The organism is Shewanella sp. GD04112 (assembly GCF_029835735.1).
Classification (GTDB): domain Bacteria; phylum Pseudomonadota; class Gammaproteobacteria; order Enterobacterales; family Shewanellaceae; genus Shewanella.
Window position 1 is genome coordinate 2,896,340 of sequence record NZ_JAOEAL010000001.1, and the last position, 18,404, is coordinate 2,914,743.

The window sequence follows — 18,404 nt, forward strand, 5'->3', positions numbered from 1 at the left end:
ACATACTACTTAAATCCCACGCACGATTCCTTTGACCGCGAGTTGCTCGAGTAATTGAATACAGCCTTGGGTTAAGATCTCCGGTTGCATGTGCGGATAAATCCCTTGCAGCCAGTTCAGTATCTCATCAAGGCGACGCTGCCCTTGTTCAGCCAAATATCCCAGCACTTGCGCACTTAATGGCGTTAATTGTAAAAAGCCCACCTCGCCCGCTTCATCCTGATAGAGGCAAAAAAACACTGGCTGCGGCAATGGCTCTTCTGGGCGATAATCTTGGCGGATCTGCTGCACCGGATACTGGTACTGGGCCACACTGGCCGTTGTTGCTAAACATAGATGACGTTGCAGAATATCCTCTTTGGATAGCAATACTTGCTCACTCGTTTGCAGCGCCGTTGCCACTCGCAGCTCGAGCCATTCATAGTGCGCCAACTCCAGCATAAAAGGCGGATCACTTTCTGCTGGCGAATATTCAAACTGCAGAAACTGTAAAAACTCTCCGGCAATATCAATAAAAATTGGAGACTTACAATCGTGTTGGCTGAAAAAAGCCTGCACTAATGCTTGCCACTGTGCATCGCTATAGAGACTTTTGAGCACGGGAAAAGCATTAGAGACAAAGCCCATCACATTATTAAAAAACAGCTCTCGGTAAACCTGCATCCGCTCGAGGGGCACACCGCTTGGCACTGGCTTTTGGGGATCACGAATATAATCGATAAAGGATTGCTGTACTTGCTTAAAATCCATTAGGCAATCCTCTTGTTTAAGTTATTTTTTGCCCATGCTTGATAGGCATGGATTTGATTAATCTCATCCAATAACTGCACCGTTTCAGGCAAATTAAAGTCACGCTCGAGCAGCGTCGGCAAGACGCCATGCTGGGCATAGCACTTATCCAACAGTGCCCAAACCGGATCGTTGATGTCGCTGCCATGGGTGTCGATCAGCAAGGTTTCTGACTGCTGGTAATGCCCTGCAATATGTAAATAGGCGATACGCTCCGTTGGCATGGCCTTTAAATAAGCCTCGGCATCATATTGATGATTTATCGAGTTCACATAAATATTATTTACATCTAACAGCAGCTTACAGTCGGCCTCTTCTAACACTGCGGTCAAAAACGCCTGCTCACTCATCTGCGCACTCGGCGCGGCATAAAAGGAAATATTCTCGAGGATCAAAGGCCGCTCTAAAATATCCTCCACCTGTTTGACCCGCGTCGCCACATGCTTAACGGCGTCATCGGTAAAGGGGATGGGCATCAAATCGTATAAATGACCAGCTCCTGAGCAATAACTTAAATGTTCTGAATAAACATCAATTTGGTGCAGATCCATAAACGCCTTCACTTGGCGGACAAACGCCAAATCTAAAGGGGCAGGACTGCCGATAGAGAGTGACAGACCATGACAGAAAAAAGTATGTTGCTCAGTAAGTTGCCTAAATTGCTTGCCGTATTTTCCACCGAGCGTCATCCAGTTTTCAGGGGCGACCTCTAAAAAATCGATAGCCGTTGGCAGCGCTTGGCAAAACTCACTGAGCATTTCACGCCGTAAGCCTAATCCAACCAATCCACTCTCTTGCATTGCTTTCACCTCTCACCTAGGGCTTGTCGAGATTACCTTTTCGTTCTGGCAAGCCCACACTCGAATGCTGCTAAACAAAGGCCAGCAAAGGCTGGCCAAGTGTCAGAGCAAAAGCTTGATTACTTCGACTCGCGTTTATTTCACTTCTTTTTTGACCGCTTCTGTCTTGGCATCCACTTTTTCTGCGGTTTTCTTCATATCTGCACCACATTTACCTTCGTGGGCTTTATCGGCTGCGGCTTTTTTCATATCCGCGCCACATTTAGCTTCACCGCATTTGCCTTCATGGGCTTTATCGGCAGCTTTTTTCATATCACCACCGCATTTGCCCTCGCCGCATTTACCTTCTTTGGCTTTTTCGGCTGCGGCTTTTTTCATATCACCACATTTACCTTCGCCACATTTTCCTTCTGAACCGACGATTTGATAACCCGCTTCCATGGTTTCAAATCCGAATGGGTTGGTTTGCGCATTCACGGCGAATGCAGAACCGACCACGACTGTACCTAAGGCTACTGCAACGGCTGTATGCTTAACTGACTTCATATGCTTCTTCCTTTTATTTGATGAATGGTGGCCAACAACAGTGTTGTAGCTGGCTTACTGCAAAAGACCCGCCCCATCTCGGTTTCATTTCAAAAAATATCACCAAATCACAGAAATAATCAAAATATGCTGATAGGGCGCAAAATTTAACCGTAAAAATACCCTAAACGTCCTTTATCATTCCCTTGCTATGCTTTGTTACCTCTGCCCAATAGGATAGAATGCACGCCCTTTGAAACTGGATATAGGTTAGTAGCAGTGCGCGTAATTTTGGCTCCGATGGAAGGCGTGGTTGACGACTTAATGCGAGATATTTTGTCCTCAATTAACCCCTACGATTTGCTCGTCACCGAATTTGTGCGCGTGGTTGACCAACTCTTACCAGAAAAAGTGTTCCTCAAACTCTGTCCCGAGCTGCTTAATGGTGGCTTTACCCCCTCAGGTACGCCCGTTCGTGTACAGCTTTTAGGGCAAGAACCCAACTGCATGGCCGAAAATGCCATGCGTGCGATTGAGCTAGGCTCCCACGGCGTCGATGCTAACTTTGGTTGCCCTGCCAAGATGGTCAATCGCAGTAATGGCGGCGCTGTACTGTTGCAGTACCCCAATACCATTCACGATATTGTGCGTGCGATGCGCCAAGCGGTGCCCGCCGAACATCCAGTGACGGCGAAAATTCGTTTAGGCTACGAAGACAAATCCCTGTTTATGGAGAATGCGCTAGCCGTGTATGAAGCGGGCGCGACTGAGCTGGCTATCCATGCCCGCAGTAAGGTCGATGGTTATAAACCACCCGCCTACTGGGAATACATCACCGAAGTGCGCGAACGCTTGCCCATTCCAGTGATTGCCAACGGTGAGATTTGGAACAGCGATGATGCCAAGCGTTGTATGGCGGTCACAGGCTGCGACAGCATTATGATTGGCCGTGGCGCGATTTCGCTGCCCAATCTTGCCGATACCATTAAGACTGGCGCGGCGCCCTACAGCTGGGCAGATACATTGGGTTTGATGCTGAGCTACACCCAACGTGAACTGAGCGGTCGTAAGAGTGATTATTATCCGGCGCGAATTAAGCAATGGTTTAGTTACTTAAATCGCCAATACCCCGAGGCGGACACCCTGTTTAGGGAACTGCGCATCTATAAAACCACTGAGGAAATTGTGCGGGTGCTGGAAGAGGCGCAGCAGCGTCTCGGCGAATAACTGTGGATAGCGCATAGGATAATCCCATGAGAAAGTGGTGAATTTTTAGGTAAACCACCACTTAATCCCCATAAATCGCACAGATACTTGATCTTTATCATAGTCGCTGATAGTGGAACTATTAGACTGAATGTCCAGAGTCAGATAAAACAGGCGATTTTACGTGAGCACCACCCATATCAGACAAGAATTGTCAGAGCTTGAAGCTAATCTAAGGAAGGAAATCGGCGCGCTCCCTCAGTTTATTGAAATACTTGGGGCACATCATGCCAGCCTCAGCTTAGGCGAATTGATTGACCGCCTGGCACAAAGTCACCTCGCTGAACATCCGCTATTTTGCCGTTTAAACCGCCTCGATGCCGCCTTTTGTCAACTCGACTTAGGCTTATACGGCCTGTGCTCCGATTGCGAAACCGAAATCGAAGCCGAGCGCTTAACTCAAGATCCCACGGAGCAACGTTGCAGCAGCTGCGCCGAGCATTATCAGCATGAGCATCGCCATGAGCTTAGGCTAAGCCATTAACTGCTTTAGGCTTTATCTGTTAACTCAGTTAGTTCACCAATAAAAAATGCCACTCAAACGAGTGGCATTTTTTTACGATAATTTATCGCGAGTGATTACAGCTGACAGCCTTCAACACTGTTTGAGTTTTCGTAAACAATGTCACCCACAGGGTTGTAGTCAGCAGCTACGATAGCTTGTTTCTCTTTCAGGAATGAATAGAGTAAGTCCGCATCTACATAACCCGTTTGGATTGGGCTAGCCAGTTTTGGATAACCGTCACCACCTGCAGCGTTAAAGCTAGGTACAGTGAACTTATAGCTTGCTGTCGCACTGAACTCTTTGCCATTGATTTCGCTGATATTAGCCGTCTTAGCCGCACAGTCGATGGTCATTTTCACGCCAGTGATCTGGGCATAACCACCTGAACCGATTTGGATACTGCCCACAGCGCCTAAGTAAGCCGCAACTTCAGTACCCGTCATTTCGTTCAGGGTGACCATGTTGCCGAAAGGTTGAACCGTCAGCACGTCACGGTAAGTAATGTCACCCGCTTGGATAGAAGCGCGCACACCACCTGAGTTCATTACACCAAAGTCAGCAGACACTTTACCGCTTTGTGCCATGGCTAACATGCGGCCTAAGTTGGTTTGCTTGTTACGTACGTTTGCACGTTCACCATCGAGCAGCGCATCGGTAGTCGCAATCACTTCGTCTAACTTAGCTTGGCCTTTCTCTTGGTAGTAAGACAGCAGCTCTTTTAACTCAGCATCTGGCTCAATCTTAGTGCCAGCCAGTTCTGTGGTTTTCTTGCCCGCTTCGTCCAGTTTACGCATGTTAACTGGGATCAGCTTGTAGCTGGCTAAATGCAGTTCACCGTTGAAGTATTGGAAATCCGCACGGCCAACATACTTACCCCATTCGTGGGCTTGCATGATCCAAGTGCCGTTTTGTTGATCTGGCGCGCAGTCATCACCAGGTTTGAAGTCGGCATAAGACTTATTGTCAGTACCCGGTTCCATACACACTGGATTTTGTGAGTGACCACCAATAACAACTTGTAAATCGCCTTTATTCAACGCACGAGCCATAGCTACATCGCCTGGGGCGTTGCTACCGTTTTGGCCATCGGCATAGTGACCCATGTGAGTCGTTGCGAAGATAATATCAGCCGCTTTGGCGTCTTTAATTTCTTTGATAACTTTCGCCACTTCCACTTTAGGATCGGTGAAAATTAAATCGCTGATAAATTCTGGGTTACCGATTTTTGCAGTGTCTTCGGTGGTTAAACCAATCACAGCCACTTTAAGACCGTTAATATCGAACACTTTGTAAGGCTCGAAATAACGTTCACCTTGACCACCCTCAGCATTTTTACGGTAAATGTTCGCCGCCAGCATTGGGAATTCGGCTAAACGACGCTGCATATCTAATACAGATAATGGGTTGTCAAATTCATGGTTACCAACCGCCATTGCGTCGTAACCAATTTTGTTCATACCGGTAAAGTCAGGAATCGCATCCTGTAAATCAGATTCTGGTACGCCAGTGTTAATATCACCGCCAGACAATAATAATGTTTGGCCGCCATTCTTGCTGACTTCAGCACGAATTTGATCAATTAACGCTTTACGCGCTGCCATACCATATTCGCCATCACTGTTTTCCCAGAAACGGCCATGGTTATCATTGGTGTGTAATACGGTAAAAGTTTTACAAGCACTGCCCGCTTCGGCACAGGTTGTTGGTACTTTAGTATTATCATCATCACTATTACAACCTGCTAGCGCAGCCAGCACTGCAGTCGCAATTAGTCCTTTAATAAGCTTATTTGTCATTACATCAACCCCTTGATTTTAATTATTTTATCATAGATAGATTGTCGCGAAGTCCATCCAATTCGCGTCACGCATAATAGCAAAGAATAAAGACGAATTGTGTCATTTTTATTAATAAACGTGACTTTAATGTGGAATCACAAGGAGGATTTAAGACAAATTTGTTTCAAATAAAAAATAAGCTAAACGGCTGATTTTTACTTTTTGTTTCAATGACAGAAAAATACCGAAATATTAAATTTAACTCGTTAAATTTAAGCAAGTTAGCAATTAATAACAAAAAATCCTATTGTTCTGAATAAAAAACATCAAACGGTAAAAACACACCTTACCGCATGATGTTTTTATCAGCATTTAGATTTTTCTACATTTCAAAACACTGTTGTAACCAAGTGCTTATTGCTTTTAATTGCACCGGAATGACCGAATGTGGCATAGGGTAGGTTTGCCATTGCACCGAATATCCCCCAGCCATTAACGCGTCTTTCGCTAATAAACCTGCGGATAATGGCACCACATCATCCTGTTCACCGTGCTGATGTAAAATAGGCGTTTTCGCATTGGCGACACTTAATTGGCTGGGTAATACACCACCCGTCGGTAAATAACAGGAAAGCGCCATAATGCCAGCGAGTTTTTGAGGATAACGTAACCCCGTAAATAGGCTCATCACCCCGCCTTGGCTAAAACCAGCTAAGACGATGCGTTCACTCGGAATACCAGCCGCGATTTGTTCATCAATCAAGGCTTGCACACTCAGTTCCGAGGCCATCACGCCCTGCATATCGGCTCTATCGTGCAAATCCATGCTTTTGATGTCATACCAAGCGCGCATAATGTAGCCGCCGTTGATGGTCACCGCTTGCTCTGGGGCGTGGGGGAAGATAAAGCGAATGCTATGCCCCGCAGGTAAGCCTAGCGCCGGAACCACAGGTGCAAAGCCTGCGCCCGAGTCCCCTAAACCGTGTAACCAAATCACCGCCGCCGTCGCCTCAACTTGAGGCTCAATCACAATACGTTCAAGTGTCATACTAACAAATCCCTTATAAATCAAAATTTATTATTCTCGCCCCGCGAGCGCTTTACAGATAATCAATACCGAGGAGAACTTGCAAAGCGTCGAGCTGGTTTGTGTTATCTAATTTAATGCTCCAACGTACGCCACCGCCATTGGCGATGATCATCGGCGGCTCCTGCCTAAGGCTGATGTCTTCGGCCGCGGCTTGAAGCACCACATTGGCCATGTTCAGCCGGATCTGCACTTCAAATTCAGTGGCAATCAACTTACCCTGAGAAAATTCCACTAGCATAGCAATTCCGCTCTCGTGATAGTCACTGTTAAAACGCGCCATGATAGCAAAGTTATTTCGCCAAGGATGAACTTTTAAACTCGCATTAGGGTTGATGACAGACACACCATAGGTTGAGCAAGCTTAGGTTTATTCATCACCATCAAATCCACACAGCTGCAGTATTAGAGTCCGCTTACGTCAAGTCCTTATCCGCTCGGCATAGACGCTTAACCCAGCCTTTTAACAAGGCAATCCTACAGTCTAGATAAAGTTTAATTACATTTTAGTGTCAGCTAAATTGCCCCAAAAAGCAGAACAGTTCGAGTAAAATCCCGCATCAGCGATGACAAGCCGCTCACGGCTAGCGCGTTTTACACCATAACAAGAATCACAACACTGGGTGGTTATATGTTTTTATCCCGTCGTACCCTCATTAGCAGCGCACTCTTGATGCTGCTGCCATTAGTACATTATGCCAATGCGGCCAATAACTTACCGAATACCAGCCTGGCAAGTACCACAGCAAGCCAAATGCACTCTGTCACCGATGAGCTGACCTTTGCCAATTACCAGCAAGTGAGCATTCATCACATCGCATTGGCATTAAAGGTAGATTTTGCGCAGCAGCAACTCTCGGGGGATGCGATTCTCGAACTGGATTGGCATCAGGCCGGAAAAGTACTAGTGCTAGACACCCGTGACCTTACGATTAACAGTGTCAGCATGTTAAATGCAAACGGCCAATGGCAATCCGTGCCCTTTGGTTTAGGCACAACCGATAAGGTCAAAGGCGCAGCGCTCACCATCAATCTGCCTCAAGAGCGAGTCGCTAAAGTCAAAGTTAATTATCATACCTCCAAGAATCCATCAGGTATTCAATGGCTGACTCCAGAGCAAACCCAAGGTAAGCAATGGCCATTTATGTTTAGCCAGAGCCAAGCCATCCATGCCAGAAGCTGGATCCCGCTGCAAGATACGCCCGCAGTGCGCCAAACCTACAGCGCCACTGTCACAGCGAGGCAAGGTATAAGTGTCGTCATGAGTGCCGACCGAAAGAACGTGTCTGCGACGCAAACCCAATTCACTATGCCGCAGGCGATTCCGGCCTATTTGATTGCGATTGCCGCGGGACACCTGCAATTTGCCGCTTTTGACGACACCTCAGGCATTTGGGCCGAGCCCGAAATGCTCGACAAGGCCAGCAAAGAATTTGCCGATACGCCGAAGATGATTGCCATCGCCGCCAAACGCTACGGGGATTACCGTTGGGGCCGATACGATTTACTGATCCTTCCGCCGAGTTTCCCCTTCGGCGGGATGGAGAATCCACGTTTATCCTTTATTACCCCCACAGTCATCGCGGGAGATAAAAGCCTAGTGAGTTTAATCGCCCACGAGTTGGCACATTCTTGGTCGGGCAATTTAGTCACTAACGCCACCTGGCGCGATCTCTGGCTTAACGAAGGTTTTACCACCTATGTGGAAAATCGCATTATGGAAGATCTCTATGGCCGCGACCGCGCCCTGATGGAGCAAACCATTGGTTACTCTGAGCTGTTGGCCGAATTAGCCGAGTTGCCCGCCAGCGATTCAGTGCTGCATATTGACTTAGGCGATCGCGATCCCGACGATGCCTTTAGCGGCGTCCCCTATGTGAAAGGGCAATTATTTTTGCGCTTCCTCGAGCAAAAATTTGGCCGTGAGCGGTTCGACACCTTTGTGAAAAGCTACTTCGATCACTTTGCGTTTCAAAGCATTACCACGGAGCAGTTCCGAAGTTACCTCACGCAGCAGTTATTGCAAAAATATCCCAATATCGTCAGCGAGTCCGAAGTGGATACTTGGGTTGAGGGGCAAGGCTTACCCAGCTTTTTAGTGCCACCGAACTCACACGCCTTCGATGATATCGATGCTCAGCGCCAAGCGTGGTTAGAGGGCAAGCGTGAGGCCAGCGCGCTAAACACTCAGGACTGGACTGTGCATCAATGGCTACGCTTTATTAATGAAATGCCAAGGCTAAATCTCACAGAGCAGCAATTAGCCGAGTTAGATACGGCCTTTCATTTTACTGGCACCCACAATAATGAAATCGCCTTTGCCTGGTATGCCCTCGCCCTCGATAACGGTTATTACAGTGTGTTGCCGGCACTGAAACAGCATTTAACCGAGATTGGCCGGCGCAGGCTGATTGTGCCTCTGTATCAAAAACTGGCAAGCAGCGAGCACTATGACTGGGCAAAAACCGTTTACTTAGCGGCCCGCAGTGGTTACCACCCGCAGACCCAAGCCAGTCTCGATATGATGTTTAGTGATCAACCGATGGAGCATATCCATTAAGCCGATCGCTTGTTGGGATTGGGCGCAGGAAAGCCTGTGCTCGAGCCTCGCCAAGATAAAGTGGGCGTAAGTTTAGCGGTGAATCCTTTGCACCAAATCACGATTTTGATTGCGAAACGTTGATTGCGAAGCTGCGATTACGAAACTGTGATTGCGAGATTTTGATTACAAAACATGGATTGCAAAACAAAGCATTAGCGCACAAAAAAGCCCAAACCTAGGTTTGGGCTTTTGTTTACTTATCTGGTCGTTATTCCCGGGCATGCCTGCTGTTGCAGAGTATTAACGGGAAAACCACACAGATTAGTGGTGGTGACCGCCTACACCGTGGGCATGACCGTGGGCGATTTCTTCATCGGTCGCATCACGGGCACCAACCACTTCGATATCGAAGGTTAAGTCACGGCCCGCTAATGGATGGTTAACATCCACAGTCGCCATAAACTTACCCACTTTGACGATAGTCACTTGACGTTGACCCTGATCAGTGTGAACCACAGCCGTCATGCCTGGCTTCCACACGCTAGCGCCTAACAGGTGCTTCACAGAAACACGCTGCTGCGCCGCTTCACCTTCGATACGTTGACCATAGGTTTCAGTGCATGGCAGAGTAACAGTGAACTTTTCACCAATCGCTTTACCATTAATCGCATTCTCAACACCTGGCATCATGTTGTCATGGCCGTGTAAGTAAGCAATCGGTTCGCGACCTTCGTTCGTCTCGATCACTTCGCCTTTTTCGTCGCGCAGGGTGTAGTTAAACTGCACAACCATATCGTCTTTAATGCTCATCGAATATCCTTTGATTTGCTTCGATTTCAAATGTCGGCCGAGCTTAACAAAACTGGCCTTTGCACTCCACTGTTTTATCCCTGCGATACATCACCAAAGCTTAAGCGGCAGCGGTTCAGCAAGCCCCACGCCTAAAGTGGCATGGGTTGAGTAAACCACAGGCCACTTGCGGCAATATTCGCAGGCAGTCCGACACTACCTAAAGACTTTAGAGTGAAATCCCCAATGCGCTAAAGACTTCAGGGCTTGGGAAACCGTCAGCAATCATATTCTTACTGCGCTGGAATGCTTGGATCCCCGCCGAAGAGTTACGCCCAAGTACGCCGTCGGGTTTACCGACATCGAAGCCTGATTCATTCAACTTGGTTTGTAACTGTTTGATTTGCTCACGACTCAAACGTGGCTGCTCGGGCGGTGCCACTTTTAATGGTTCGCCACCATTAATTCTATCGGCCAAATGACCAACGGTAATGGCGTAAAACTCAGAGCGGTTCCAACGCATGATCACATTGAAGTTTTCATAGCCTAAAAACGCGGGACCAGTATGACCCGAGGGCAAATACAGCGCCGCCTTCATATCGATAGCGGGTAAAGGCAGTCCATTACTTTGCACTACGGATTGCGCCGCCCATTGGGATAGCGGCTGCGCCTGTTTAGCGCCAAGGTTTTCATAGTTGAAATTGCGCGGCAATATCACTTCACGCCCCCAACGCTCATTGCGTTGCCAGCCTAAGTGCTGCAAAAAATTCGCCGCCGAAGTGAGTGCATCTTCGGTGCTATTCCACAAATCGGCCTTACCGTCGCCATCCCCATCGATGGCATATTTTGCATAGGCCGAGGGCATAAACTGGGTGTGCCCCATGGCGCCGGCCCAAGAGCCCACCATCGTACTCTTATCAAAGCCGTATTTTTCTTTTAACTTAAGCGCTTGCATCAGCTCAGTCGTAAAATAGCCACTGCGACGCGGCTCACAGGCCAAGGTAGCAAGGGAATCTAACACGGACATTTTACCTTTGTAGGAACCGTAGTTAGTCTCAAGTCCCCAGAAAGACAGAATATATTGTGGTGGCACACCGTATTCCTGCGCCAATTTATCGAGCAGTGCACGGTGTTTTTTCAGTAAACGGCGGCCTTCATTCACCCGCCAATCGGTCGCCCGCTTAGTAAAATAATTGTTGAAGGTTTGGCTAAATTCGGGCTGAGCTTGGTCAAGCTCAATCACTTTAGGCACAAACTGCAAACTGGCGACTGTATCTTGAATAGTGGCTTCGGATAAGCCTTCGGTACGTGCGCGCTCCTGTAGGTTAGCCACACAGGTCGGAAATGCCGCGGCATGGGCGGCGATGGTGTCACTGAGCGGCATTTCTTGCACGGCGGCCTGCGTCTCGGCGATCGCAGTTTGAGTCGTACCGCCGGAGGTTGGCGCGCTCGAACACGCACTTAAGCTCACACACGCGGCGATGCTGGCAGCAAGATAGGACATTCCTTTCAGTTTGATCAAATCAATTACTCCTTCAGTCAGCGCTAAGAATGTATCTTAGCTGAGCGAGGCAAGAGGTGGATCACCCCAAGCCAAGAGAGATACGATATTTAGCCATAAACAGGTTGCCGCTGTGTTGATGGGACAACAAACAGAGCAACGGCCAAACATCCACGAAACTATTTTCTCCCCCAGAAAATCGAGCCAGATACTCACCAACAATCAGTAAACATTATCGGTGCCTCTGCTCGGCACATCCTGACCCATAGCGCCCGCTAACACAATGCTTATCACCACAAATCGCCAGATAAATTCACTTATTGCTCAGTTAACCAACAGCGAAAAAATCTTAGCAAAGAATCCCTTGGACTATCTATCCGTTGCCGTATAATGGACAAGTTAACAGCATACTTCAAAGAGACCTATCATGACTGAAATCAACGCGGCGTTGGCTGGCTTTATCGAAAACGTAAAAGAACATCAAACACTCTGGGGTTTGATGGATGAAACTGGCGAAGGCTGGGTCGTTTGTGACTCGGGCGAGTTCGAAGATACTGATGTGATGCCTTTATGGTCGAGTGAAGCGCAGGCAAAATCTCACTGCACCGAAGAATGGAAAGACTACCAAGCGGTGGCCATTAGTCTCGAAGAATTCCTCGAGTACTGGGTATCGGATCTTAACGATGATGGCGTGTTGATTGGTGTTGATTGGCAGAGTGATGAAGACTGCTTAGAGTTAGATCCTATCGTTCTGGCGAAAGATTTAGTTGATGTTGAAGAGGTTTAATTCCATCAACCAAAACAGCAAGTTTAAGGCATCAAGGGCTGAGGTATTTAGCTCTTGATGTCCGCTTTCCCTTGTATCGACATTCCCTTCGATAAACGTCACCTCTGTTGGTTTTGCGGCGAACCCTGCAAAGACCGATTGGAATATCAAGCTGAGTCACACACGCCCCACCCAGCATTAGCCGTCCCTTGCTGCGCCGAATGCTTAAAATTGGCCCAAAAACATACCTTAACCTCTATCTGGGATTGCCGTGTGGCGGTTAAAGATGCCCTTATGAGCATTTATGCCAAGCACTTAGCCATTGGGATTAATTGGACAGAGGAAGAGCTAGCCGAGTCTGAATTTTCCTGCAAAGTGTTTGAAGGCTTTAAAAAAAGCGCTTGGATGATGTATCAAATAGCCCGTGACAGGATTAACTTTCCGGGCTGGCCGATCCAGCTTGAAGGAGTCGAACTCGAATGCCAGTTAGACAGTACCCGCTTTGAGTTTGATGGGGTAACTTACACCTCTTTACCCGCCGCGATTCACTACTACAGCCAACAATTCTGCTTGGATCCAGTATTTTTTGCCGAGCTTATCCGATTAGTCGGCAGGCAGAGATTTAACTATGCCCTTAGGCTTGCGCGGATCCATATCGCCGCCGCCAAAGAGATGAAGCGCCAAGTCCTTGCCGATGTTAAAGCCGAACTCAATCAATAAGCCGTATCACGGTAAATCGTCTATATCACAGCAAATAGCCCGAGTTACGGCCAGTAGTACATGTCACAAGTCACAAGTCACAAGTCACAAGTGAAATACTCAAATCGAGTACTGAAAATAACGAGGCCGCCAATCGCAGGTTGCTAGGGCGGCCTATGGGGTTCAAACCTGTTATTGAATAATCGGTTAAATCAGTGGCGTTATTTGCCAATAACTTGTTTTAATCTGTCCTGCACCACTTCTACCAACAAGTCGGGCTGGAACTTAGAAATAAACCTGTCGCAGCCTACCTTTTCGACCATTGCATTATTAAAGCTGCCACTGAGTGAAGTATTTAAGGTGATAAATAAGTCCGACATGGCCTTATCGTTACGCACTTCATAGGTCAGTTTGTAGCCGTCCATCTCCGGCATTTCGGCATCGGTTATCATCATCAAAAGCTCTTGGGCGACATTCTTGCCTTCATCGCGCCATTTTTGCAGTAAATGCAATGCCTGCAAGCCATCTGAGGCTTCGATAATTTCAATCCCGAGTTGGCCTAAGGTCTCACGCACTTGACGCCTTGCTGTTGAAGAATCATCGACAATCAACACCTTCTTACCGGGCATCTTGTCTAACAGACTCTCATCTAACACCCCTTCGGAGAGACGAATATCGTAATGGACGATTTCCGCTAATACTTTCTCGACATCGATAATCGACACCAGTTGCGACTGGCCTTGGTATTCGATGCGGGTAATGGCCGTGAGGTAATTATTTCGCCCAGCCGTTTTAGGTGGCGGCATAATATCGCTCCAGGTCATGTTGATAATGTGCTCGACCTTACCGACTAAGAAACCCTGCACACTGCGGTTATATTCGGTGATGATCATATTGGCATCATCTCCCGGAGGCACAGGCTTAAAACCGATAGCCGAACGCAGGTCAATCACGGGAATCGACATGCCACGAATATTCGCCACCCCAAAAATATGGGGATGACTGCCGGGCATAGAATTTAATGGCGGTAACTTGACGACTTCTTTGACTTTAAAGACGTTAATCGCAAATAACTGGGTAGAGTTAATTCGAAACAGAAGCAGTTCGAGCCGATTTTCACCGACGAGTTTGGTTCGTTGATCTACGGTTGCAAGCACGTTTGCCATAATGCGACTTCTCTACTTTGGAGGAACAGCTTTCCTCACCAGTGACGGATTAAGCTAAATTATAGCGGTAAACTCACCATGAGAACCATGCGATAAGTCGATTTTATCTAAAAATTACAATCACTCGGCAATCCTTTATCCTTCGCAAGCGCCCCAATAAATAAATGATTCGCTTACGGCTATCGCCGCAATTTATCCCCTTTATGCCATGCGTTTTTGGGCCAACAGCATGCCCGAAAGATTGAGAAGATTTCTCTCGCAGAGGATCTCAAATCCCCCTTGGCGCAGTCCTGTTAACCATTCTTGATGGTTAAATCGATTCTGTTGTGGATGCTCAAACAACCGTCGACTCAAGGGATTGCAAATGGCGGCGCGGTATAAATCTTCCACCACAAAGTAGCCGTTGGGTTTTAGCACCCTTGCCACCTCGGCAACCGCCGCTTGCCAATCGGGAATATGGTGAAACACGGCGAAATTGAACACCACATCAAACTGGGCATTTGCAAAAGGCAATGCAGTAGCATCGGCAACACTGAATGCCAATTGGCTTAACCCATGGGGTGAATCATGCCAGCGCGCTTTAGCGGCGGCGACCATCTCAGGATCAAGATCGACGGCCGTCACTTGCTCAGCCCCAAAATGATCGCGGATCAACTGAATTCCGTTACCAAAACCACAACCAATTTCGAGGGCATGACGTAGATAAGGAAGGGGTTTGGGCATCATAGAAGTCAGTAGTGGCGCTTCAACATGGTTTTGCAACCAAAAACGCAGTGGATGCTGGACTAACTTTTTCTCGAATGGATTTAACTTCATCTCATCCCCTTAAATGAATCGGTTATTGCTTGGTACACTGATCAAATTCTGTATATGGTACGTAATGATATAGACATAAGTTCACTTGAGGCCACTATGAAATTACCTCTTTTTCCTTTGCCAATCTGTTTATTACCAGAGGGATATACTCAGTTGCGCATTTTTGAACCTAGGTATAAACGCTTAGTCGCTGAATCACTAAAATCGGCGGATGGGTTTGGCCTGTGTATGACATCGGAAGATGGCAAAACCCTTTATCCCATCGGAACGCTGGTGCATATCATCGATTTTGAAACCTTACCCGATGGAATGCTCGGAATCAGCATTCAAGGAAAACAACGTTTCACATTCGGCGATATCAGCATAGAGTCGGACGGATTAAAACGCGCCGAGGTGAAGCTTATCGATAATTGGCCGAGTACGCCGATTGAAGACAATGAGCGTTACTTGAGTGAGATGCTGCAAAACATTCTTAAGGAGTTCCCCCAGCACCTGCAACATTATCAGGTGGAACAATTTGAAGATATCGCCTGGGTGTGCCAACGCTGGTTAGAAATTCTGCCGGTGCAAGCAGCAGAGAAATACTCTTGCATCAATGCGTTAGATCATCAACTGACACAGGATTTATTACATACTGTCATTCAATCCGCTTGAGTGATCCAACTTCCCGCGCGCCACGTATTGCTCTGTATGCTTATCGAATGTCGGCCCTGACGTAACATCTTTTGTGATGTTCAGACTGGATTGAACCTTAAGTAAAGAGCTCAATAATGGAAAATTTTCAATCACATTTAGCGCAAAATCGCTATGATAGGCAGTTATCATCCCCTATCGATATGGCTATGGAAAACGATAGCACTATTTCAACCGCCAATGAGCCAATCACAGATGCGGATCCTTTGACGCGCGCCATTATAAGAGTCGCAAATCAACGGGATAAAGCCGCCTTTGCAGAATTGTTCAGCCATTTTATGCCCCAAATTCGCGCATTCGGTCTGCAACGCTTAAATCAGCAAGGGCTGGCCATGGATCTGGTGCAAGAAACCATGACCTTAGTGTGGACCAAAGCCCATTTGTACAATGCCGACAAAGGCTCGGTGGCGACTTGGGTATTTACCATTATGCGCAACCAGTGTTTCGACATGCTCAGGCGCATCCAACATAACCGTGAAGATGCCTTCGGAGATGATATTTGGCCTATTTACGATGTGGCCGTCAGTCAAGAAGGCGGCCCAGATCATAAACTCACCGCCAAGCTACTCGCGCACTTAGATGCCCTACCCCTGCCCCAACGCCAAGTGGTTCAAGGGATCTATATGCAAGAACTCACGCAACAAGAATTAGCCGATGCCTTAAAAGTCCCGATTGGTACGATAAAATCGCGACTCAGATTGGGGTTAGAAAAGCTGAAAAGCTTTTTGGAGACGCAACATGATTAAACATCATCCCCATACCGATTTGCTGTTAGCCCATGCTCAAGGCGAGCTGCCTTTGTCTATGTCAATTGCCATTGCGGCCCATTGTGCCCTTTGCCACGAATGCCAATCGCAAGTTAGCCGCCTTACGGAGCAAGCTGCAGAACAGGCCTTTTTAGCGCCGAGCAACATCACTGAACAAGCTTTAATCAACGAAACCGATTCAGCACAAGACGACGCTTGGCAGCAAATGTTGTCGCATATTATGGACTTGCCCGAAGCAACGCCAGCTGAAAGCGACTATCCCGCCAAAGCGACGGTTTCCCTTAATCATAAGCATGTTCGCTATGAGATCCCGACAGTATTTCGCCAACATATTGCTCATCCATGGCAGCAGATTGGTAAAGTCAGCCGAATGCGTTTCGATGTGGATGAAAGCCATACCCGCGCCAGCCTATTGCATATCGACGCCTTAGGTGAAATCCCGCAGCACACGCATAAGGGATACGAGCTGACCCTATTATTGGCGGGGGAATTTTCGGACCTCAACGGGCAGTATGTTCCCGGCGATTTCATCATCTTAGATGGCAACACACATCATTCACCTAAAACCCAGTCAGGCTGCCTCTGCTACACAGTTTTAGATGCGCCGTTATATTTTACCAAAGGGCTCAGTAAATTATTGAATCCCATTGGTGAGCTGATTTATTAATCTCGCTGACATTTAAAATAAGCTGGCAGAGTGAATAACCGATAAACACGAACTCACAACAAAATACCAACAAGCCTTTTTCCCGCTGAGTAAAAAATAAACTTGCCAGCGGGAATTTTGCTGTTATACTGCCCGCCGTTTTGAGAAGTATCTTGTCGTTATCCTTTTTATATCGATTTGTACATTCGCGTAAGCAATGACAAAAACGATCCTCACGAAGAAAGCCTACTACAAGTAAGTCCCACAAAAAATAATGAGTTAGTGATTTTCTGCATCGACTCAAAAACAGTGAACTATTTAATTAAACCAATGTCATAGTACTGTCACTTTACTATGGTCAACTGGGCTAATTGAGATATTCCATTGACATAATCGCTGATATGCATTAGTTATCAATAAGGCATCTCTTGATTAATGATCATGGAATGGGTAACCTCAAGACTCATTAGTATCATCTTTCGCAATTATGCTAAGGATATTTTATTGTTATAACTTACTCACCCAAGGGTGAATTGAATTAAAAGGAGTGTGGCCTATGTCATACAAAATTAACGGACATGAAATCACAGTGAACTTCCCTGTAGACTCTATTTCAGTTAACAAAACATCCATTGCTTTTACCGATAGACAAGGTAAAAACAAGCAGACTTTTTCAAAGCGTACCGAAGCCTTAAACTTTATGAAATGGCTATTGTCGGCAAATAAATAAGTCTCCTTGTGTACTCCTGAGAGTACCCAAAACGGTGTTTAGGTTTATTCGGTTCCCATTTTCCTCGCCATACCGAAGCCTAATGACCGTAATAGATAGCCCAATATCACGATTTGCTATCCCTTTACGTCGAATGACGAACTCGTTTGGTTCAGGCGGTATCTAGCTCACACAGATACGTGCCGAACCAAATGTGTATTCCGCCAACCTAGATCAAATTAATCTGCATTTGCCCCTGCTAATATAATCACTCACTCAGTTTGTGAATGTATTTTCTATGTCAAAACCCGATACTAAAACGGCTATGCTGACCTTAATAACCCAGATTAAACAGGTTATTCCGCTCAACTTAGATGAAGCACAAATGTGCCAAGGTGAGTGTTTAGGCTGCTCTAAAAAAATGCTGGAAATGTTGGATGCTGAAATAAGCTATTGGCAATATTCAACCGATACGCCGGGATTGAAAGATCTTAAACATCTGGAAAAGATCGCCACTCGCACACACAAAATATTAAAGCGCAATAAGTTAGTTGGCTAAA

Annotated in this window: 20 protein-coding genes; 10 read left to right on the forward strand and 10 right to left on the reverse strand. The window is 46.9% G+C overall.

From position 1 onward, the window contains the following. Positions 1-9: 9 nt before the first annotated feature. The 3 genes from N7386_RS12825 to N7386_RS12835 form a co-directional block, all read right to left on the reverse strand. Complete coding sequence (locus tag N7386_RS12825; protein ID WP_279768853.1) at positions 10-750, reverse strand: putative DNA-binding domain-containing protein; 741 nt, start codon at positions 748-750, stop codon at positions 10-12. Next, positions 750-1,589: a DUF692 domain-containing protein gene (locus N7386_RS12830; RefSeq protein ID WP_279768855.1), complete on the reverse strand. Its 840-nt coding sequence runs from the start codon at positions 1,587-1,589 to the stop codon at positions 750-752. The genes N7386_RS12825 and N7386_RS12830 overlap by 1 nt, the downstream gene beginning before the upstream one ends. A gap of 135 nt (positions 1,590-1,724) precedes the next feature. Next, positions 1,725-2,135 (reverse strand): hypothetical protein, encoded by a 411-nt coding sequence (locus N7386_RS12835; protein WP_279768858.1) that lies wholly within the window; start codon positions 2,133-2,135, stop codon positions 1,725-1,727. Between the two features lie 258 nt (positions 2,136-2,393). Between N7386_RS12835 and N7386_RS12840 the strand changes: the two genes are divergently transcribed. Together N7386_RS12840 and N7386_RS12845 are read left to right on the forward strand one after the other, a co-directional pair. Beyond that, complete coding sequence (locus tag N7386_RS12840; protein WP_279768860.1) at positions 2,394-3,341, forward strand: tRNA-dihydrouridine synthase; 948 nt, start codon at positions 2,394-2,396, stop codon at positions 3,339-3,341. Between the two features lie 163 nt (positions 3,342-3,504). Continuing rightward, on the forward strand, positions 3,505-3,864 hold the full coding sequence (locus N7386_RS12845) for a TraR/DksA C4-type zinc finger protein (RefSeq protein ID WP_279768861.1): 360 nt from the start codon (positions 3,505-3,507) through the stop codon (positions 3,862-3,864). Between the two features lie 95 nt (positions 3,865-3,959). Here N7386_RS12845 and ushA read toward each other — a convergent pair whose 3' ends face one another. From ushA to N7386_RS12860, 3 genes are all read right to left on the reverse strand, one after another. Continuing rightward, positions 3,960-5,681, reverse strand: coding sequence for a bifunctional UDP-sugar hydrolase/5'-nucleotidase UshA (gene ushA / locus N7386_RS12850; protein WP_279768863.1), 1,722 nt, complete (start codon positions 5,679-5,681; stop codon positions 3,960-3,962). 364 nt (positions 5,682-6,045) lie between these two features. Then, positions 6,046-6,711: an alpha/beta hydrolase-fold protein gene (locus N7386_RS12855; protein ID WP_279768865.1), complete on the reverse strand. Its 666-nt coding sequence runs from the start codon at positions 6,709-6,711 to the stop codon at positions 6,046-6,048. A 52-nt stretch (positions 6,712-6,763) separates the two neighbouring features. Beyond that, complete coding sequence (locus N7386_RS12860; RefSeq protein WP_088211703.1) at positions 6,764-6,991, reverse strand: DUF3389 family protein; 228 nt, start codon at positions 6,989-6,991, stop codon at positions 6,764-6,766. A 390-nt stretch (positions 6,992-7,381) separates the two neighbouring features. Here N7386_RS12860 and N7386_RS12865 point away from each other — a divergent pair, with 390 nt between their 5' ends. Then, positions 7,382-9,310 (forward strand): M1 family metallopeptidase, encoded by a 1,929-nt coding sequence (locus N7386_RS12865; protein WP_279768868.1) that lies wholly within the window; start codon positions 7,382-7,384, stop codon positions 9,308-9,310. 303 nt (positions 9,311-9,613) lie between these two features. Here N7386_RS12865 and N7386_RS12870 read toward each other — a convergent pair whose 3' ends face one another. Further along, positions 9,614-10,102: a peptidylprolyl isomerase gene (locus tag N7386_RS12870; RefSeq protein WP_011623029.1), complete on the reverse strand. Its 489-nt coding sequence runs from the start codon at positions 10,100-10,102 to the stop codon at positions 9,614-9,616. A 208-nt stretch (positions 10,103-10,310) separates the two neighbouring features. After that, entirely contained in the window at positions 10,311-11,603 is a 1,293-nt protein-coding gene (locus tag N7386_RS12875) for a lytic murein transglycosylase (protein WP_279768871.1), read from the reverse strand. Positions 11,604-12,009: 406 nt separating this feature from the next. Between N7386_RS12875 and N7386_RS12880 the strand changes: the two genes are divergently transcribed. Together N7386_RS12880 and N7386_RS12885 are read left to right on the forward strand one after the other, a co-directional pair. Further along, the gene (locus N7386_RS12880; RefSeq protein ID WP_011072081.1) at positions 12,010-12,369 is read left to right on the forward strand and encodes a DUF2750 domain-containing protein; all 360 of its coding nucleotides are present in this window, start codon (positions 12,010-12,012) and stop codon (positions 12,367-12,369) included. Positions 12,370-12,426: 57 nt separating this feature from the next. Further along, the gene (locus N7386_RS12885; RefSeq protein ID WP_279768874.1) at positions 12,427-13,068 is read left to right on the forward strand and encodes a hypothetical protein; all 642 of its coding nucleotides are present in this window, start codon (positions 12,427-12,429) and stop codon (positions 13,066-13,068) included. Between the two features lie 200 nt (positions 13,069-13,268). Here the strand turns inward: N7386_RS12885 and N7386_RS12890 are convergent, their stop codons facing one another. Together N7386_RS12890 and N7386_RS12895 are read right to left on the reverse strand one after the other, a co-directional pair. Beyond that, positions 13,269-14,213 (reverse strand): chemotaxis protein CheV, encoded by a 945-nt coding sequence (locus tag N7386_RS12890; protein WP_011717385.1) that lies wholly within the window; start codon positions 14,211-14,213, stop codon positions 13,269-13,271. Between the two features lie 201 nt (positions 14,214-14,414). Next, positions 14,415-15,029 carry a class I SAM-dependent methyltransferase gene (locus N7386_RS12895; protein WP_279768878.1) on the reverse strand — a complete coding sequence of 205 codons (615 nt, stop codon included), beginning with the start codon at positions 15,027-15,029 and terminating at the stop codon, positions 14,415-14,417. A 96-nt stretch (positions 15,030-15,125) separates the two neighbouring features. Between N7386_RS12895 and N7386_RS12900 the strand changes: the two genes are divergently transcribed. The 5 genes from N7386_RS12900 to N7386_RS12920 all read left to right on the forward strand — a co-directional run bounded on the left by N7386_RS12900 (position 15,126) and on the right by N7386_RS12920 (position 18,403). Further along, positions 15,126-15,683, forward strand: a complete 558-nt coding sequence (locus N7386_RS12900) for an LON peptidase substrate-binding domain-containing protein (protein WP_279768880.1) — start codon at positions 15,126-15,128, stop codon at positions 15,681-15,683. Positions 15,684-15,799: 116 nt separating this feature from the next. Continuing rightward, positions 15,800-16,468, forward strand: coding sequence for a sigma-70 family RNA polymerase sigma factor (locus N7386_RS12905; RefSeq protein ID WP_279768882.1), 669 nt, complete (start codon positions 15,800-15,802; stop codon positions 16,466-16,468). Further along, positions 16,461-17,156, forward strand: coding sequence for a ChrR family anti-sigma-E factor (locus N7386_RS12910; protein WP_279768884.1), 696 nt, complete (start codon positions 16,461-16,463; stop codon positions 17,154-17,156). Before N7386_RS12905 ends, N7386_RS12910 begins: the two co-directional genes overlap by 8 nt. Before the next feature lie 535 nt (positions 17,157-17,691). Then, positions 17,692-17,865 (forward strand): hypothetical protein, encoded by a 174-nt coding sequence (locus N7386_RS12915; RefSeq protein WP_023265706.1) that lies wholly within the window; start codon positions 17,692-17,694, stop codon positions 17,863-17,865. 277 nt (positions 17,866-18,142) lie between these two features. Further along, a complete protein-coding gene (locus N7386_RS12920; protein ID WP_011717391.1) occupies positions 18,143-18,403 on the forward strand; it encodes a hypothetical protein in 261 nt (86 codons plus the stop codon). Position 18,404 lies beyond the last annotated feature (1 nt).

What these genes read in the sequence shown, in the direction of transcription:
- N7386_RS12825 (WP_279768853.1), bottom strand. Translation starts at nt 750, where the DNA reads ATGGATTTTAAGCAAGTACAGCAATCCTTTATCGATTATATTCGTGAT.
- N7386_RS12830 (WP_279768855.1), bottom strand. Translation starts at nt 1,589, where the DNA reads ATGCAAGAGAGTGGATTGGTTGGATTAGGCTTACGGCGTGAAATGCTC.
- N7386_RS12835 (WP_279768858.1), bottom strand. Translation starts at nt 2,135, where the DNA reads ATGAAGTCAGTTAAGCATACAGCCGTTGCAGTAGCCTTAGGTACAGTC.
- ushA (WP_279768863.1), bottom strand. Translation starts at nt 5,681, where the DNA reads ATGACAAATAAGCTTATTAAAGGACTAATTGCGACTGCAGTGCTGGCT.
- N7386_RS12855 (WP_279768865.1), bottom strand. Translation starts at nt 6,711, where the DNA reads ATGACACTTGAACGTATTGTGATTGAGCCTCAAGTTGAGGCGACGGCG.
- N7386_RS12860 (WP_088211703.1), bottom strand. Translation starts at nt 6,991, where the DNA reads ATGCTAGTGGAATTTTCTCAGGGTAAGTTGATTGCCACTGAATTTGAA.
- N7386_RS12865 (WP_279768868.1), top strand. Translation starts at nt 7,382, where the DNA reads ATGTTTTTATCCCGTCGTACCCTCATTAGCAGCGCACTCTTGATGCTG.
- N7386_RS12870 (WP_011623029.1), bottom strand. Translation starts at nt 10,102, where the DNA reads ATGAGCATTAAAGACGATATGGTTGTGCAGTTTAACTACACCCTGCGC.
- N7386_RS12880 (WP_011072081.1), top strand. Translation starts at nt 12,010, where the DNA reads ATGACTGAAATCAACGCGGCGTTGGCTGGCTTTATCGAAAACGTAAAA.
- N7386_RS12885 (WP_279768874.1), top strand. Translation starts at nt 12,427, where the DNA reads ATGTCCGCTTTCCCTTGTATCGACATTCCCTTCGATAAACGTCACCTC.
- N7386_RS12890 (WP_011717385.1), bottom strand. Translation starts at nt 14,213, where the DNA reads ATGGCAAACGTGCTTGCAACCGTAGATCAACGAACCAAACTCGTCGGT.
- N7386_RS12895 (WP_279768878.1), bottom strand. Translation starts at nt 15,029, where the DNA reads ATGAAGTTAAATCCATTCGAGAAAAAGTTAGTCCAGCATCCACTGCGT.
- N7386_RS12900 (WP_279768880.1), top strand. Translation starts at nt 15,126, where the DNA reads ATGAAATTACCTCTTTTTCCTTTGCCAATCTGTTTATTACCAGAGGGA.
- N7386_RS12905 (WP_279768882.1), top strand. Translation starts at nt 15,800, where the DNA reads ATGGAAAATTTTCAATCACATTTAGCGCAAAATCGCTATGATAGGCAG.
- N7386_RS12910 (WP_279768884.1), top strand. Translation starts at nt 16,461, where the DNA reads ATGATTAAACATCATCCCCATACCGATTTGCTGTTAGCCCATGCTCAA.
- N7386_RS12915 (WP_023265706.1), top strand. Translation starts at nt 17,692, where the DNA reads ATGTCATACAAAATTAACGGACATGAAATCACAGTGAACTTCCCTGTA.
- N7386_RS12920 (WP_011717391.1), top strand. Translation starts at nt 18,143, where the DNA reads ATGTCAAAACCCGATACTAAAACGGCTATGCTGACCTTAATAACCCAG.